The organism is Fimbriimonas sp. LA-C6, from assembly GCF_055398105.1.
The window spans coordinates 2,993,042-3,008,868 of record NZ_AP038796.1 but is presented as its reverse complement, the minus strand read 5'-3'; the positions used below and the strand labels follow the sequence as shown (position 1 = coordinate 3,008,868).

Genomic DNA, 15,827 nt, shown 5'->3' with positions numbered 1-15,827 from the left:
GTTTGAGTACTACTCCTTTAAGGAGGTGATCCACCCACACCTTCCGGTACGGGTACCTTGTTACGACTTAGTCCCCCTTACCCCCCTCACCTTCGGCCGCTCCTTCCTTACGGTTAGGCCACGGACTTCGGGTGAAGACAATTCAGGTGACTTGACGGGCGGTGTGTACAAGACCCGGGAACGTATTCAACGCAGTATAGCTGACCTGCGTTTACTAGCGATTCCGCCTTCATGTAGTCGAGTTGCAGACTACAATCTGAACTGAGGATGTATTTTTGGGATTTGCTCCACCTCGCGGTATTGCTGCCCTCTGTTTCATCCATTGTAGCATGTGTGAAGCCCCAGGCGTAACTGCCATGCTGACTTGACGTCATCCCCACCTTCCTCCGGCTTACACCGGCGGTCTCCTGTGAGTGCCCATCTTTCATGCTGGTAACACAGGACGAGGGTTGCGCTCGTTGGCGGACTTAACCGTACACCTCACGGCACGAGCTGACGACAGCCATGCAACAAGTGTCTTCACGTCCCTTTTGGGGAGGGCCCTATTTCTAAGGCTTGCGATCGATGTCAAACCTGGGTAAGGTTCTTCGGTTAGTATCGAATTAATCCACATGCTCCACCGCTTGTGCGGGTCCCCGTCAATTCATTTGAGTTTCAACCTTGCGGCCGTACTCCCCAGGCGGGATACTTAATGCGTTAGCTGCGGCACAAGAGGGGTCGATACCTCTTACGCCTAGTATCCATCGTTTAGGGCGTGGACTACCAGGGTATCTAATCCTGTTTGCTACCCACGCTTTCGCGCCTCAGCGTCAGATGATGCCCAGTTTGCTGCCTTCGCCATGGGTGTTCCTCCTGATATCAACGCATTTCACCGCTACACCAGGAATTCCACAAACCTCTGCATCCCTCTAGCTCGCCAGTATGTAAAGCAGTTTCCGGGTTGAGCCCTGGAGATTTCACTTCACACTTAACGAGCCGCCTACGCGCTCTTTACGCCCAGTAAATCCGGACAACGCTTGGACCCTACGTCTTACCGCGGCTGCTGGCACGTAGTTAGCCGGTCCTTATTCTCAGGGTACCGTCCTAAGTCTTTCCCTGAAAAAGGAGTTTACGAGCCTAGACCCTTCATCCTCCACGCGGCGTCGCTGCATCAGGGTTTCCCCCATTGTGCAAGATTCCCAACTGCTGCCACCCGTAGGTGTGTGGGCCGTGTCTCAGTCCCACTCGAGCGGATCATCCTCTCAGACCCGCTACCCGTCGTCGGCTTGGTAGGCCATTACCCCACCAACTACCTGATAGGCCATGAGGCACTCCTAAAGCGAAAAACCTTTTAGTGGAAAATCGATGCCGATCTTCCGCCACATCTGGTATTACCCATCGTTTCCAATGACTATCCCAGTCTTTAGGGCACGTTCCTCATGTATTACTCCGCCGTTCGCCACTGAGTCCGAAGACTCCGTTCGACTTGCATGTTTTAGGCACGCCGCCAGCGTTCGTCCTGAGCCATGATCAAACTCTCCGAAGAAAGTGTTGACCTACTCCAAATTAATGGAATGGTTGACGTTGCTGGTGATGTTCTCCTCAGAGTAAACTCTGAGGTCTCTTATCCACCGAGACAAGCTCGCAGGACTTGAGCCATCGCTCAACTAGCTCTTCACCAGTTGAGTTTTGGTTAGTTCTTTCGAATAACCGTTTTGTTTAACTTGTTCAAAACGCTATCTTTCCCTATGAAGCTTTCAAGGTTCTTTTCTTTTCGTCTCAGCTGCCTCTCAGCCGCCTCGACATCAATAGTATTGCGCGTTCCTGAGTGGATTGTCAACCCGGGGACACGTTACTTTTCAGAATAACACGATTTTCTTTAAATGCCCAGCTTTTTCTTTGGATCTCAAAAAGTTTTTCTGGAAAGTCAAGTAGAAGCTCAGTGTTTTCGGAAGATTCTCGCGGTTCTAGGTTCGGACTGTTAATTTTGCGTGACAGTCATAACAATCCGCGGAAGCCGAACATGATGGAGCGGACGGCGTAGCTGAAGCGCCTTTCTCCGTAGCGCACATTCATATACTCCAGGGTGTCGGGGTCTCCGGTGATCTCGCAGCTTCCGTCGGGGTAGCACCGACAGTAGAAGTAGGCGATGTCTCCATTGGGTTCTTGGAATGCCACTACTGCGCTGAGAATGGGGCCGCCTCGGAAGAAGGTGATGAGTCGTCCGCTCAGTTTTGGAGTGGTTGAAGGCATGGCTCTTATGAGTATGGTGCGGCGAGCTTGTTTTATCCGGCCAGGCTCTCTATATAGGAGTGTCCGTGTGCATCGTAGCTAAAGGTGTCGCATCAGATATATATACAGGCCTTGGTCTTGACTGCACATGCCACAATTTGTTATGGCCACGGTGCGCGTCTATGTTACGCTCAAGCCCTCTCTTCTCGACTCCGCCGGACGAACTGTTTCGAGCGCACTCCAGAAGCTTGGATACAACGAACTTCAGGAAGCTCGAATTGGCAAGCTGATTGAGCTGCAAGTTGAGCCTTATACGGAAGAGCGCGTGAAGGAGATGTGCGACAAGCTGCTCGCCAATCCTGTCATTGAAGACTACAAGATCGAAAAGGTGACTGCGTGAAGGTAGCTGTACTTCGCTTTCCTGGAAGCAATTGCGACCAAGATGGACTCTTTGCCATTCGCGATGAGCTCCGACTAGGGGCGGAGTACGTGTGGCATGAGGACACTTCCCTTGCTGGCTATGATGCCGTTTTTGTGCCCGGTGGTTTTTCCTATGGTGACTACCTGCGATGTGGCGCGATGGCAAGTCGTGCTCCGATCATGAGCGAGGTCCGGCGCTTTGCTGCTGAGGGACGACCTGTGATTGGTGTTTGCAACGGGTTCCAGGTGCTTTGCGAGGCTGGGCTTTTGCCTGGTGCGCTTCTTTTGAATGCGGCGCAGAAGTTTGTTTGCAAAGACGTTTATCTACAGGCTGAAAACCGCTCGTCGATTTGGACTCGCGGGGTGAACAAGGTTCTGAGGATCCCTATCGCGCACGGCGAAGGGCGGTATGTGATTGAAGATGATGCGTTGAAGGCGCTTCTGGACAATGAACAAATCGCTTTCCGATACGTTTCAGCTTCTGGTGAGCGATCCGAAGAGGCTAATCCTAATGGTTCGACCGACGACATTGCGGGCGTTGTGAACGAGAAGGGGAATGTGTTGGGCATGATGCCTCACCCAGAGCGGGCTGCAAAGGCTGCGCTGGGTTGCACCGACGGATTGCAGATTTTGGAAGCATTAAAGTTAGTGGGCGCGAACCTCTAACATTCCAGAAAACGACCTATAATCAGAACATCCACGCTCATGAGTAAGTTTTCCCTTGTTTCGTCCTTGGCACTTGTTTGCCTTGTGACGTCTGCGAATGCAGCCGGCTCGAAAGTTGTTCTCGGGAAACTTGCTCAGACCACCACGAATTCGAGGATCTTTACCTCCCCGAGTCCTCGAGCGAGGGTCTATTACAAGGTGAAGCCTTACGAGTACCTCGTGGTGAAGCCATCTTCTAACGGAAAGTGGGTTCAGGTTCTGATGGAGAACCGGCGTTACGGCTTCATTCCTAAGTCGGACGTGGTGGAGCTTCCCTATGAGGTGAGCCTCGGAGCCTCTCAGCAGCGTCCGATGGGGTCTATGGCCTCGCGCTCGGGAATGGCGAACTATGCTCTGAACTTTGTTGGCACCCCTTACAAGTGGGGTGGCGACGATGAGAACAGCGGCATCGACTGTTCTGGCTTCGTGAAGAAGATGTACGGCAAGATCGGCTTGAGCTTGCCACGGACTGCAGCTGAGCAGGCCACGGTTGGACAGAAGATCACTCGGTTAGAGGATCTGCAGCCTGGGGATCGGCTTTACTTCTACGAGAAGAAGCGTAATAAGATCGGGCACACGGGGATCTACTTGGGGAACGGCATGTTCGTTCACAGTTCTCGCGGGCACCGCGGAGTTGCGACGGACTTCTTGTCGGCCAAGTGGCGATCGATTCTAGTGGATGCTCGCCGGTAGCCATTTATGGGGAATTATTTCCCACTGAGTGGGAAATAATTCCCCTTTCACTGGTAACATTGCCGTGTGATCCGCCGCACTGCTGAATCCCTTCTTAAGGAGTGTCTGAGTGATACTCCGGTTGTTCTTATTCATGGGCCTCGTCAGGCTGGGAAGAGCACGCTTGCCCAGGAGGTTGGGCAGGCGATGGGGATGAAGTACATCAATTTGGATGATTCTGTTCCCCGGAGTTTGGCGACCAGCGACCCAACGGGGTTTATTGAGACGCTTACGGGGCCGGTGATTTTGGATGAGATCCAGCGGGTGCCTCAGTTGTTCTTGCCTATTAAGTCGAGCGTGGATCGGAACCGGACGCCTGGGCGTTTCTTGCTGAGTGGGTCGGCGAATGTGTTGATGCTGCCTAAGGTTGCGGACTCGCTTGCTGGGCGGATGGCCATTGTGGATCTGCTTCCGTTTGCTCAGTGTGAGATTGAGCAGAACGAGCAGTCCCAGATTATCGACCGGATGTTTGATGAGGAGCTGATTGGTTCCGTACCGACGATAGAGGGTGATCTTGTGGAGCGGATCATTCGAGGTGGGTTTCCGGAGCCGAGTATGCGGTCATCGGCCGCGAGGCGAGATACTTGGTTCAACGATTACATCCGGACGCTTTTGGAGCGGGACGTTCGCGATTTGGCCAACATTGACGGGCTGACTCAGATGCCGCGGCTCTTGAGTCTGTTGGCGGCTCGGACAGGATCGACGCTCAATGTTGTGGGACTCTCTCGCGACACCGGGATTCCGAATACGAGTATGCATCGGTATCTGGATCTCTTAAAGGCTGTGTTTCTGATCCACCATGTGCCATCTTGGTCGAACAACGAAGGGGCGAAGCTGACGAAATCGGCGAAGGTGTTCCTGGTGGATACGGGATTGCTGGGGTACCTCACGAATGCGACGCCCAAGACGTTTCAGCGTGAGCCGGAGAAGTTTGAGCTGGCGCTTAAGAACTTTGTGGCGATGGAGCTGAAGAAACTGACGACGTTCAGCGAGCTACGACCTGTTTTGCATCACTTGCGGACGGTGAAGCAGCTAGAGGTTGATTTTGTTTTAGAGGCGCGTGGGGGTGGGGTTGTTGGGATTGATGTGCGGGGGAGCAGCACATTGAGGCCCGAGGACGCGGACTCTTTGAAGTTCTTGGAGGAGTTGGCGGGTGATAAGTTTGTGCGAGGAGTGGTGCTATACACCGGTAAAGAGGTTCAACCCCTCGCACGAAACATTCTTGGTTTGCCGATGGATGCGTTGTGGACGCTTTAGTTGCGCTTCTCGCCGACGATTTTCCAAGCGAGGGGTAGTGCCATGGTTGCGATCACTGACTGAGCGATGTTCCCAGGGATGAAGGGGACTACGCCTGCAAGGAGCGCTTTTTGTCCGCCGATGAAGTTGGAGAGCCATGCCCAGCCGCAAGCGAACATGACGATGTTTGCCAAGGTCATGGCGGCGGCGCATGGGAGAACTTTGCGGTCCCATCCGCGCTCAGCTAAGAATCCGAGGAGCGCAGCGCAGAGAACGAATGAGAAGAGGAAGCCACCCGTTGTGCCGAGTAATGCGGTGAGGCCTGCTCGGCCGCCTGCAAAAACGGGAAGACCGGCTGCTCCTGCTGCGAGGTAGGCGATCTGGCTGGCAGCTCCACGGCGCGCGCCTAGAGCTAGACCGCAGACGATGACGCTGAGCGGTTGAAGCGTGAAGGGCACCGGCTCCATGTGGATCGAGATCTGTGCAAGGGTGGCCGTGAGTGCGGCTCCGCCCATGACGAGACCCGCATCTTTGATGAGCGTGCTGCTCGGGATCAACGTTTGTGTTCGTGTCACATTCAAAGTTGTACCAGGTTAGGGCGTTGTCAAAGTAGCCTCGACCAGCCGTTCTGCGCCGTGTCGGATGGGGTCGCAGCAGGGAATTCCGAGTTGATCTTCCACTTTTTTGCATGCGTCTAGGGCCTCTGCCTCGCTTTCCAGAAGTGCGGTGTTGAGGGCTACGGCGACGGTTTTGGGTCGTGCGAAGGTGCCACACGCTTCGGCGAGATCCTCGTACATCTTGATGAAGCGGTCGAGCGGGGGGATCGGGATTGGGAGGTAGGTCAGCTGGGTTTGTGTGGCTCGGTGGCAAAGGATGAGGTGAGTTGGGCAGGAGCCACGAAGCAGCGGGAGGTTGGCGGTGGAACCTGGGTGGATGAGGGAGCCTTGGCCCTCGACGATGACGAGTTCTGCTCCTGCCGTGTGTGCACGCAGGACTTCCCTTTCGATGGCTCCACTAGCGAAGTCGACTCGGATCGCATCGAGTGGGATGCCTGCGCCGGTGATGGTGATGCCGATTTGGCCGGTTGCGATGAACTCAGTGGGGACTTGCCTTTCTTTTGCTAGGCGATAGATTTCCAGACCCGCTGTCATTTTTCCGACGGCCATGTCGGTGCCGATGAGGAGGAGTCTTTTGCAGGAGAGTTCGGCGGCGGCACCTGTGCCTGGCTTGAGACCTTGGGGTTCTAGGCGGATATCCCAGATGTATTGGCCGTTTACGCCGTCGATTTGTGGGTACTTGGGGCCGAGGAGGTCGTGGAGTCCGTTTACGACTGACAGGCCGCTTTGGATGGCTTTGTCGATTTCTGGGAACCAGGCTTGCGGGATGAGGCCGCCCGGAGGGGCGATTCCAAGGACGAAGACGTCGGCTCCTAGGGCGATGGCTTCTTCTACCGAGCCGACAATGGGGCATTTTCTGGGGATGCCCATGATTTCAGGGACCGTTGAGCCTGCGGTTTCGGAATCGATGACGCAACTGATGGGGTTGGACGAGTAGCGGAGGATACCGAAGCCCATTTTGCCCCCGTGCTGGCGGACTGCGCCTTCCATGTAGATGGCGAGCTTCTGGTCTCGCCTAAGCATTCAGCTCAGCTCCGTGCCCTGGTCGGTCGGTTGGGACGATGATTCCGTTGACGATGGGTGCTCCGCTGGCTGGGTCTGGGTTGAGGTTGAGGTGGCTATCTAGGTCGATGTGATCGAATAGCGAGCCGATCGCGGCTCCGGCAGCGATGGCCACACTGGATTCGCTCATGCAGCCGATCATGGTTCCTAGTCCGTGGGCGCGTGCGGTTGAGACGATGCGAACGGCCTCCGTGATGCCACCGCACTTCATGAGTTTGAGGTTGATTCCGTCGCACTTTCCTGCGAGTGCCGGGACGCTGTCACTGAATCTTATCGATTCATCCACATAGATGGGCAGCGGGCGTTTGTTGAAAATGATGGGGAGCTCGTGTTCTCGGCCCTCTGCAAGGGGCTGTTCCACGTATTCCACTCCGCGCTGCACCAGCCAGTCCATCATTTCGATGGCGACGTAGGGTTCCCATCCGCCGTTGGCGTCTACTCTGAGCTTTGGGTGGAAGGGCTGCGCGGCTTCGGCGGCGGCCATGAAGTGTTGTTTGTCGTGATCCGTGCCCTCGGGGCTTCCGAGTTTGATTTTGAGGCACTTGGCTCCGGTGCGGCGCAGAATATCGGGGACTCGCTCGCGGGTGACTTCCGGGGGATTGAGGCCGATGGTGACGCTGGTTTCCACCTGTTGCTTTGGCAGACCGAGCAGGCGGTAGAGGGGCATGCCTGCCTGTTTGGCGAGGAGGTCCCAGAGTGCGGTGTCGAGTGCGGCCATCGCTGGTGGGTCGATATTGGCCTCGCGCATGGCGGCGTAGACGGTGGTGACTGGCGGGACCGTGTCTTGGAAGAGGTTGCTGTCTTGGATGAACGCTTCGAGCTGAGCCTGACCTCGTTCGGCTGTCCAGGCGGAGCCTGTGGCGGGTGAGAGTTCGCCGATGCCTGTGTGCGTGCCGTCGGAGACGAACACGAACAGGTTCTCGGAGCTGGACATGGCTCCTCGACTGATAACCAGAGGGTACAGCTTTTGAAGCTGAAGCTTACGGAAAGTGACCTGAACCACTATCCGCAAGCCTACCTTGCTTGGGAACGGTGTGGAACTTGGAAGGAGGCCTGCGGAAGCTAAGCCTCACTTAGGCCAGGTACTCGGCAGGTTGCAAGAATTTTCCAGTCAGTGAATTTACTGCTCTCAATATCTCCCGGGGTGTTCCCGAGAAGACCACTTGTCCGCCCTTACTACCACCTTCCGGGCCTAGATCGATGATCCAGTCCGCATTACGGATCACATCGAGGTTATGTTCGATAACGACAACCGTGTTGCCAGCATCGACCAGCCGATTCATGATCTCCAACAGGTGCGTGATGTCTGACATGTGCAATCCAGTCGTTGGCTCATCGAGAACGTAAATGCTGCCCTTCTTGTGGAGCTCGCTGGCCAACTTGATACGTTGGCACTCACCGCCCGAGAGAGTGCTGAGGGGCTGCCCTAGTGTGAGATAGTCCACTCCCACATCGCTCATGGCCCGCAGTTTCCGCACAATCTCCTTCTGGGTGAAGAACTCCAGTGCCTGAGCCACTGTCATGGCGAGAACGTCGCTGATGGACTTGCCGTTGAGCTTGTATATGAGGACCTCATCCTTAAATCGTCGTCCCTCACAAACCTCGCACAGCGTCTTCACTCCATCGAGGAACCCAAGATCGGTGTAGATGACGCCTGAGCCGTTACAGTTCTCGCAGGCACCCTTGGAGTTGAAGCTGAATAGTCCCGCATCCACCTTGTTGGTATTGGCGAAGGTCTTACGGATATCGTCCATCACTCCCGTGTAGGTGGCTGGGTTGGAGCGGCTTGTTGTGCCCACCGCCGACTGGTCAATCACGATTGCCTCGGGGTACTGCGCTAGGAACTCCTCATTGATGAGTGAGCTTTTGCCCGAACCTGCGACTCCCGTGATCGTTGACAAAACACCCATAGGAATGTCCACATCGACGTTCTGAAGGTTATTTGCTTTCGCTCCACGGATTGGCAGTTGCCCAGTTGCCTGGCGGAACTGTTCCTTCAGCGGAAGGGATCTCTGTAAGAACCTGCCGGTTAACGTGTCCGACTTCACAAGATCGCCATAGCTGCCTTCGAAGACGATCTCGCCCCCTGCTCGGCCAGCGTAGGGACCGACGTCCACTACATGATCTGCTGCTTTGATGACGTCGGGATCATGCTCTACAACGATGACTGTGTTGCCCTTGTCTCGCAGCTTTTGAAGTAACTCGTTCAATCGGTGTACATCGCGGGGATGTAGTCCGACGCTTGGTTCGTCAAAGATGTACATTACATCAACCAGGCTGCTGCCGAGGTGCTTCACCATCTTGATCCGTTGAGATTCGCCTCCAGACAGGGTGTCGGTTTCCCGGTTCAGGCTCAGATATTCAAGCCCGATATCAGCTAGGTGTTGAAGGCGATCCGCCAGATCATGGGTGATAGGTGCTGCAACTGGATCGTTGATTTCGCGCACGATTGGAATCAGGTCGTCGATCTCCATCGCGCAGAGTTCGGCTATGTTACGTCCGTTTATCTTACAAGCCAGTGCCACTTGGCTAAGTCTCGCGCCTTGACAGAGCGTGCATGGCCCGTAGGTCATGTATGGCGCTACGGCGCTTTGTGTGCGTTCTGAGTAGTTCTTAACATCGCCAGTGATGTATTTGCGGCTGAACTTATCGACGATGCCTTCGAAGGTCAAGTTGACAGCCTTGCCACCAAAGTCCATCTTTACTTTGTAGGGTTTGCTGTGGAGCAGCAGGTTCATCTCTTCGTCGCTGTAGTCGCTCAACTTTTTGTCGTTTTCGAACAACCCCGACTGGGTAAGGATGTTCCACCCCCAGCTGTCTACAACGTAGTCGGGATAGAGGACCGCTCCGTCGTTAATCGATTTGGATGTGTCGATAAACTTGTCGAGGTCCACACCGATCTTGCGGCCCAGACCATTGCATTCTGGGCACATTCCCTGTGGATCGTTGAATGAAAACGCGTTGGAGTAGCCAACATGCGGAGTGCCAATTCGCGAGAACATCAGACGCAGGAGGGTGTAGATGTCGGTGATGGTCCCTACTGTCGAATGCGACCCACCTCCAAGCCTTTTCTGGTCCACGACCACGGCCATGCTGAGGTTCTCGATGGCATCGGCTTCGGGCTGCGGGTACTTGGGAAGGAAGTTGCGCACAAAGAGGCTGAAGTTCTCGTAGAGCTGCCGCTGGGCTTCTGTGGCGATTGTGTCGAACACAATCGACGACTTACCAGAGCCGGAGACACCTGTGAAGATCGTGATCTTCCGCTTCGGAATGCGGAGGGACACATCCTTCAAGTTGTTCTCCCGAGCGCCGCGTATCGTTATGTATTCTTGAGACACAAGCTATTTCTTTCCCGTTTTATTCGCCGTGTTGATGGCTACGGCTGCCTGGATGAGGGCTTTGAAGGCGGGTTCGTCGATTTTGTCGCCTTCGAAGAAGTCGATGGCTCGGCGGAGGTTGCCTTCTAGGCTGGAGTTGAAGAGGTTTGAGGGGTCGGGGACGGAGGCGCCTTTGGCGAAGGTTAGTTTGACTTTGTCTTTGTAGTGCTCACCCGTGCAGATGATGCCGGAGTGCTCCCATACGGGGACGCCTGACATTGCGTTGGAGGGTTTCTCCCATTTCACTGACTCGACGACCTCGGGGTCTGCTTGGTGGATGAGGGCTCGGAGGTGGGCGAGGGTTTCGCCTCGCCAGTCGGCTAGATCTTTGATCCTCGCGTCGATGCGTTGTGACGGAGTTGCTGCTTCGTTGGAGTTGGTCGTCATGATTGTTTTGCACCGATCCATCGTGGGTCGAGACTCTTCGTTGGGGTGTTTTGTAAGAGATAGGATAAGCCCAAAACCGTGCTCGCTACAACTGCCCAGAGATAGACCGCAGGTCCGTCTCCTTTCGCTAGATGAGCAGTGAGGGCGGAGGCGAGGGTGATGGCGAAGCCTGCGTAGGCCCATTCCTTGATGCGTGCTGGGACGGGGGTTAGCAGTAGGACAACTCCAATGCACTTGGCTATGGAGAGTTCCACGCGGAAATAGTCGGGAAAGCCTAGGTGGGTGAAGACCTGCTGAACCTGTGGGAGGGCCAGCTGTGCGTAGGCGGTGAACAGCATCCAGATGGAGAAGAAGGCCGTGGATATCCAATAGGCGAGGCGGAATGATCGGGTGTTTTTCATGGGTTTCGTCTCGTCACCATTTGGGGGCTTCGATTCCGAACTGTTTGGAATACTCTGCGTTCAGTTGTTGCCAGCCGGCGAAGTGTAAGGCGTCGCTCGCGACGATTCGGCCCATGGGTTCTTCGGAAAGCAGAGCGTTGAGGACATCGATGCATAGGTGCCAGCCTGCGGCTCCCATTGCAATGTATCTTCGATCAATGCTGGCCCAAAGGGTGAGGCGAGTTCCTTCGCCTAGGGGCTCTAGCTCCCAGCGGACATCACGTCCGCCCCATTGGTATTCGAGCAGGCGATTAGGTTCGACCTTCGTGACTTCACTCTCCGAGATTTGGGGGGTCGGTGCGCCTACCGTTGTGAGTTTTGCGGTTCCGGTTGCGCTTAGGTTTCGGTCGGCATCGAACGGTGCCCACTCACGAAGTTGATTGGGATCGGTGAGGGCGCTCCAGACTTTTTCGGGGGAGTGGCGGAGTTCTCGGACGAGGACGAGGGTCCAGTTGTCTCCCTCTTTTTTGCCGATGGTTGCGTCGGCGGGGCCTGGGTTGTAGTTGTCGCGGCGATTCATAGGTTGGTTCCTTCCTCTTCTTGTTGTGGGGGGTGGATGCGATCCAGGTGGCGCTCTAGGGCGTCGACGTGCGCTGACCAGAACTGGCGGAATGGCTCAAGCCAGGTATCGAGCTCTTGGAGAGGTTCGGGCCTGATTCGATACAGGCGACGCTGGGCGTTGACCTGAGAATGGACGAAGCCTGCGTCGCGCAACACGCGTAGATGCTTAGAGACTGCGGGCTGTGACATGCCCAGCTGCGCCTCGATCTCGCCCACTGACCTTTCCGATGTGGCGAGAAGGGTCAGGATGGCTCGGCGATTGGGTTCGGCGATGACTTCGAAAGCGGATTGCACTCTCTAAATATACATCTTTATGTATATACGCGCAAAGGCATATTAGAAAACATTTAGAGAAATTGAGGCTGCGATGTGTTCGCAGCCTCAATTGAGCTTAGAACAGGCCTTGGAGTTTGCCTGTGCTGTCGCCGAGGGTTTCGGCTGGGATGCCCATGTTGTCCATCATGGAGAGGAACAGGTTGTTCATGGGGGTGCCGTGTGCGTATCGTTTGTGATAGCCGGTCTTGATGGTGCCGCCGCCTCGCCCGGCGAGGAGCACTGGGAGGTTGTCGTGGTTGTGGGCGTCGCCGTCGCTGATGCCTGCTCCGTATACGATCATGCAGTTGTCGAGCAGTGAGCCGTCGACTTCCTTGATGGACTGCATCTTTTTGAGGATGTAAGCGAGCTGCTGCACGTGATAGGTGTCGATCTTCTTTTTCTTTTCCAGTTTGAGAGGATCGGTGCCGTGGTGCGACATGTCGTGGTGACCTTCTGGAACGCCGATCATGGGGTAGCTGCGGTTGCTGCCGTCGTTGGCGAACATGAGGGTGCAGACTCGGGTCATGTCGGACTGGAAGGCGAGGATCATCATGTCGGCCATGAGTCGGATGTGTTCGCCGTAGTCGCTTGGAATGCCACGGGGTCGCTCGACGCCTGCGAGGAAGGTCTGGTTGCCTTCGAACTTCTGGAGTCGGACTTCGATCTCGCGGACTGCGGTGAAGTACTCGTCGATCTTGCGCTGATCGCGGAGGCCGAGTTGTCCTTTCAGCTTAGCGGCGTCTTCAATGACGAAGTCGAGGATGCTCTGGCGGAACAGTTGGCGGCGTGCAAGGCTCTCGCCTTCTTCGCTTGCAGAGCCGTTACCGAAGAGTCTCTCGAAGACGAGTCTTGGGTTGACCTCTTTCGCCACTGGAGTGGTTGCTGATCGCCATGCGATGCTGGAGGAGTAGGCGCAGGAGTAGCCGCTGTCGCAGTCGCCTGCAAGTCCGCCGCGTTCGCAGCCGAGTTCAAGGCTGGCGAATTTGGTTTGCTTTCCAATTCTTTGCGCGATGACCTGGTCGGCAGAGATTCCTACGTGGATATCTGCTCCAGATGTCTTCTTAGGTTGAACGCCGGTGAGCCAGCAGGCGGTGCTGCGTGCGTGGTCTCCGGGTCCGTCGCCGTTGGCGAAGGCGTGCTGCTGGGCAAGGCCGGTAAGGATGTTGAAGTGATCCTTGACTTCAGCCAGCGGTTGGATGACCTCGGGCAGTGCGAAACCTGCGCCCTCGGTGGTGGGTGTCCATTGCGGCATGCTGATGCCGTTGGGCACGAACATGAAAGCTGCTCGGACGGTTTTTGCTTTGGGGCTTGCGGCTAATGCTGTGGTGGGCAGCATTTTCTCAAGCACTGGCAAAGCCATGGCTGTTCCTATTCCCTTCAGAAGTGTTCTTCGGTCGATGGTGCTCATTTGAGAGTGGCCTCCCCTCTTCGTTTCATGAATGGATCGCTATTGACGATAGCGATGATTAGTGCGGAGAATTTGTAATTATTGGCAGCGGCTTTTTTAGCGATGCCTTCAATAGCGCACTTATCGTAAGACTCGAGGCCACGGCCTAGACCGTAGGTGAGGAGTTTCTCGGAAAGTGCCTGAGCGAATTGATCTTTCTGCGAAAGAAGGATCTGTTTAAGTTGTGTAGGTCCTCGGAATTTTCGACCATCGGGTAGCACGCCGGATGTGTCCAGTGGGAAGTTGCCTTCCTTGGTGCGCCATCGTCCGACGGTGTCGAAGTTCTCAAGTCCAAAGCCGATTGGGTCCATGCGGGCATGGCACGAAGCGCAGATTGGGTTCTTGCGGTGCTCTTCCATTAATTGTCGGAGCGTTGTTGCCTGAATACGACCCTTCTCATCCTTAATGTCGCCTACTCCTGGGGGTGGAGGTGGAGGGGGCGTGCCGAGGATGTTTTCCAGAACCCACTTCCCTCTCTTGGTGGGCGAGGTTCGGGTGGGGTTGCTGGTGACGAGCAGGACACTGGCTTGGGTGAGGACTCCGCCGCGGTCTCCAGTGAGGGGAACCTTACGGAATTCTGGGCCTGTAATACCTGTCATGCCGTAGTGCTCGGCGAGCCTTTGGTTGATGAAGGTGTACTTGCCATCCAAGAAGTCGATGATCGGGCGGTCTTGCTGCACGACGTTGTTGAAGAACATCTTGGTCTCGGTCTCCATGTCTTTCTTCATGGAGGCATCGATTCCAGGGAAGCGGACCTTATCGGGATCTACGATGGCTAGTTTGCGAAGCTGGAGCCACTGGGCTGCGAAGTTATCGGCCAGCTTGCCCGACTTGGGGCTTTGAAGCATTCGGTAGACCTGCTGTTTGAGGACGGCGGGCTGCTTGAGTTTGCCTTCTGCTGCCAATTGGTTCAGTTCGGCATCGGGCATGGTGCTCCAGAGGAAGTAGCTGAGGCGCGAGGCGAGTTCGAAGTCGTTGAGCGATCGCACCTTGCTGCTGGCGCTACGAGGATCCATTTCGACTCGGAAAAGGAACCTTGGCGAGGCGAGAACGGCTTCCACGCCCAACCTCATTCCCTCTTCGAAGGAGCCACCGGTTTTGAAGCCGATGTTGAAGACCTTGACGAGCCGGTCTGACTCTTCTGGGGTGACGGGGCGGCGGAACGCCTTGCTGGCGAACTTGTTGAGAAATTCGCGAGCGTCGGCTTCGGCGGTCTCCTTGGTGGGTTGACGGTAGATAATCCTTGAGTGGGACTCAGGGACTTCCGGTTTACCGTTGAGGGGGCCGGTGTATTCGAAGCCGGTTAGATAGAGGTTTCGGTCGGCTTTTGTCTTCTCATCGTAATAGTCGTTGATGAAGGAGACGCTGACGGAGTTCTTTCCTGACTCCAGCTGGACTGGGATCTCGTAGGGTCTTGGGTTGCCTCTTCTTGTTGAGACCTCGAAAGTTGTTGCGTGCTGGCCATTCACATCCACTTTCATTTTTGGAAGTTCTGGGCCTGCCAGGTCCCCGGCGGCGAAGAGGCGAATTCTGTAGGTACCACCCGCTTTGACGTTGATGGTGCCGGTTGCGGTGCCCGTGCTTGGGAACATGGCCGTGCCGTCGTCGACGGCGTTAACTGCCCCACGTCTTGCCATATCTGCGATGAGGAGTTTGCGTGTTTTCACTCCGGGCAGGACAATGGCGGCTTTGGCAACTCGTTCGGCGGCATCGATGTACTTCTCCATGAGAAGCGGAGAAACGGAGAGGACGTCACCAATGTTGTCGAAACCGTAGCCAACGTCGTCCGATGGGAAATCGTCTGCAGGCTTGATGTCGAGACCAGTGAGGTCGTGGATGGTGTTGTTGTACTCATCCCGATTGAGCCTTCGGAGGGTGACACGGCCTGGATCTTGCAGTTTGCACTGGGAGCTGAGGAAGGTTTGAATCCAGGTGACAAATGCTTGCCTTTGTGCTTTGGGAGGTTGTGGAGAACCGTCCGGGGGCATGTGGCTGCTCGAAACGTTCCGAACCACTTTGTCCCAAACCGCCTGGTCTGCGATGAGCTGCTGCGTGGTTTTGTACTTAGAAAACGAGATTCCGGCCGCCGCGTCTTTGCCGCTGTGACAGGAAATGCAGTATTTCTTGATGACGGGTTGAACGTGTGTTTGGAACGTTTTGTCCGGAGCTTGGACAGTGGTGGCACTCGTGGGAGTGTGCATCACGGACAGCCCCAAGATTGCCACGGAGGTGCCCATGCCCAGAGTTGTTCTCGGCCACAGTTGATGCTTCTTCATTGAATTGCCTACTAACAGTCTACGATGCCATTTTAGAATAT

At 55.5% G+C, this 15,827-nt stretch carries 15 protein-coding genes and 1 rRNA gene; 4 read left to right on the top strand and 12 right to left on the bottom strand.

The window, feature by feature from the left end:
• Positions 1 to 18 precede the first annotated feature (18 nt).
• Positions 19 to 1,525, bottom strand: a 16S ribosomal RNA gene (locus ACZ51B_RS13965).
• A gap of 452 nt (positions 1,526 to 1,977) precedes the next feature.
• Positions 1,978 to 2,232, bottom strand: a complete 255-nt coding sequence (locus ACZ51B_RS13960; protein WP_464293947.1) for a hypothetical protein — start codon at positions 2,230 to 2,232, stop codon at positions 1,978 to 1,980.
• Between the two features lie 127 nt (positions 2,233 to 2,359).
• Here ACZ51B_RS13960 and purS point away from each other — a divergent pair, with 127 nt between their 5' ends.
• From purS to ACZ51B_RS13940, 4 genes are all read left to right on the top strand, one after another.
• Positions 2,360 to 2,611: a phosphoribosylformylglycinamidine synthase subunit PurS gene (purS, locus tag ACZ51B_RS13955; protein WP_464293946.1), complete on the top strand. Its 252-nt coding sequence runs from the start codon at positions 2,360 to 2,362 to the stop codon at positions 2,609 to 2,611.
• Positions 2,608 to 3,297, top strand: coding sequence for a phosphoribosylformylglycinamidine synthase I (gene purQ / locus ACZ51B_RS13950; protein ID WP_464293945.1), 690 nt, complete (start codon positions 2,608 to 2,610; stop codon positions 3,295 to 3,297). Before purS ends, purQ begins: the two co-directional genes overlap by 4 nt.
• A 39-nt stretch (positions 3,298 to 3,336) precedes the next feature.
• Positions 3,337 to 4,029 carry a C40 family peptidase gene (locus ACZ51B_RS13945; protein ID WP_464293944.1) on the top strand — a complete coding sequence of 231 codons (693 nt, stop codon included), beginning with the start codon at positions 3,337 to 3,339 and terminating at the stop codon, positions 4,027 to 4,029.
• Positions 4,030 to 4,095: 66 nt separating this feature from the next.
• A complete protein-coding gene (locus ACZ51B_RS13940; RefSeq protein WP_464293943.1) occupies positions 4,096 to 5,325 on the top strand; it encodes an ATP-binding protein in 1,230 nt (409 codons plus the stop codon).
• Here the strand turns inward: ACZ51B_RS13940 and ACZ51B_RS13935 are convergent.
• From ACZ51B_RS13935 to ACZ51B_RS13890, 10 genes are all read right to left on the bottom strand, one after another.
• On the bottom strand, positions 5,322 to 5,879 hold the full coding sequence (locus ACZ51B_RS13935) for a biotin transporter BioY (RefSeq protein WP_464293942.1): 558 nt from the start codon (positions 5,877 to 5,879) through the stop codon (positions 5,322 to 5,324). The two genes, ACZ51B_RS13940 and ACZ51B_RS13935, sit on opposite strands and share 4 nt — an antisense overlap.
• An 18-nt stretch (positions 5,880 to 5,897) precedes the next feature.
• A complete protein-coding gene (locus tag ACZ51B_RS13930) occupies positions 5,898 to 6,944 on the bottom strand; it encodes a DUF1611 domain-containing protein (RefSeq protein WP_464293941.1) in 1,047 nt (348 codons plus the stop codon).
• Positions 6,937 to 7,986 carry a dipeptide epimerase gene (locus ACZ51B_RS13925; protein WP_464293940.1) on the bottom strand — a complete coding sequence of 350 codons (1,050 nt, stop codon included), beginning with the start codon at positions 7,984 to 7,986 and terminating at the stop codon, positions 6,937 to 6,939. The genes ACZ51B_RS13930 and ACZ51B_RS13925 overlap by 8 nt, the downstream gene beginning before the upstream one ends.
• A 70-nt stretch (positions 7,987 to 8,056) precedes the next feature.
• Complete coding sequence (locus ACZ51B_RS13920; RefSeq protein ID WP_464293939.1) at positions 8,057 to 10,321, bottom strand: ATP-binding cassette domain-containing protein; 2,265 nt, start codon at positions 10,319 to 10,321, stop codon at positions 8,057 to 8,059.
• A 3-nt stretch (positions 10,322 to 10,324) separates the two neighbouring features.
• On the bottom strand, positions 10,325 to 10,747 hold the full coding sequence (locus ACZ51B_RS13915; RefSeq protein ID WP_464293938.1) for a DUF1801 domain-containing protein: 423 nt from the start codon (positions 10,745 to 10,747) through the stop codon (positions 10,325 to 10,327).
• On the bottom strand, positions 10,744 to 11,148 hold the full coding sequence (locus ACZ51B_RS13910; protein WP_464293937.1) for a DoxX family protein: 405 nt from the start codon (positions 11,146 to 11,148) through the stop codon (positions 10,744 to 10,746). Before ACZ51B_RS13910 ends, ACZ51B_RS13915 begins: the two co-directional genes overlap by 4 nt.
• 13 nt (positions 11,149 to 11,161) lie before the next feature.
• The gene (locus tag ACZ51B_RS13905; protein ID WP_464293936.1) at positions 11,162 to 11,707 is read right to left on the bottom strand and encodes an SRPBCC family protein; all 546 of its coding nucleotides are present in this window, start codon (positions 11,705 to 11,707) and stop codon (positions 11,162 to 11,164) included.
• A complete protein-coding gene (locus ACZ51B_RS13900) occupies positions 11,704 to 12,042 on the bottom strand; it encodes an ArsR/SmtB family transcription factor (protein WP_464293935.1) in 339 nt (112 codons plus the stop codon). The genes ACZ51B_RS13905 and ACZ51B_RS13900 overlap by 4 nt, the downstream gene beginning before the upstream one ends.
• 97 nt (positions 12,043 to 12,139) lie before the next feature.
• On the bottom strand, positions 12,140 to 13,471 hold the full coding sequence (locus ACZ51B_RS13895; RefSeq protein WP_464293934.1) for a DUF1552 domain-containing protein: 1,332 nt from the start codon (positions 13,469 to 13,471) through the stop codon (positions 12,140 to 12,142).
• Positions 13,468 to 15,786, bottom strand: coding sequence for a DUF1592 domain-containing protein (locus tag ACZ51B_RS13890; RefSeq protein WP_464293933.1), 2,319 nt, complete (start codon positions 15,784 to 15,786; stop codon positions 13,468 to 13,470). The genes ACZ51B_RS13895 and ACZ51B_RS13890 overlap by 4 nt, the downstream gene beginning before the upstream one ends.
• Positions 15,787 to 15,827: the final 41 nt, after the last annotated feature.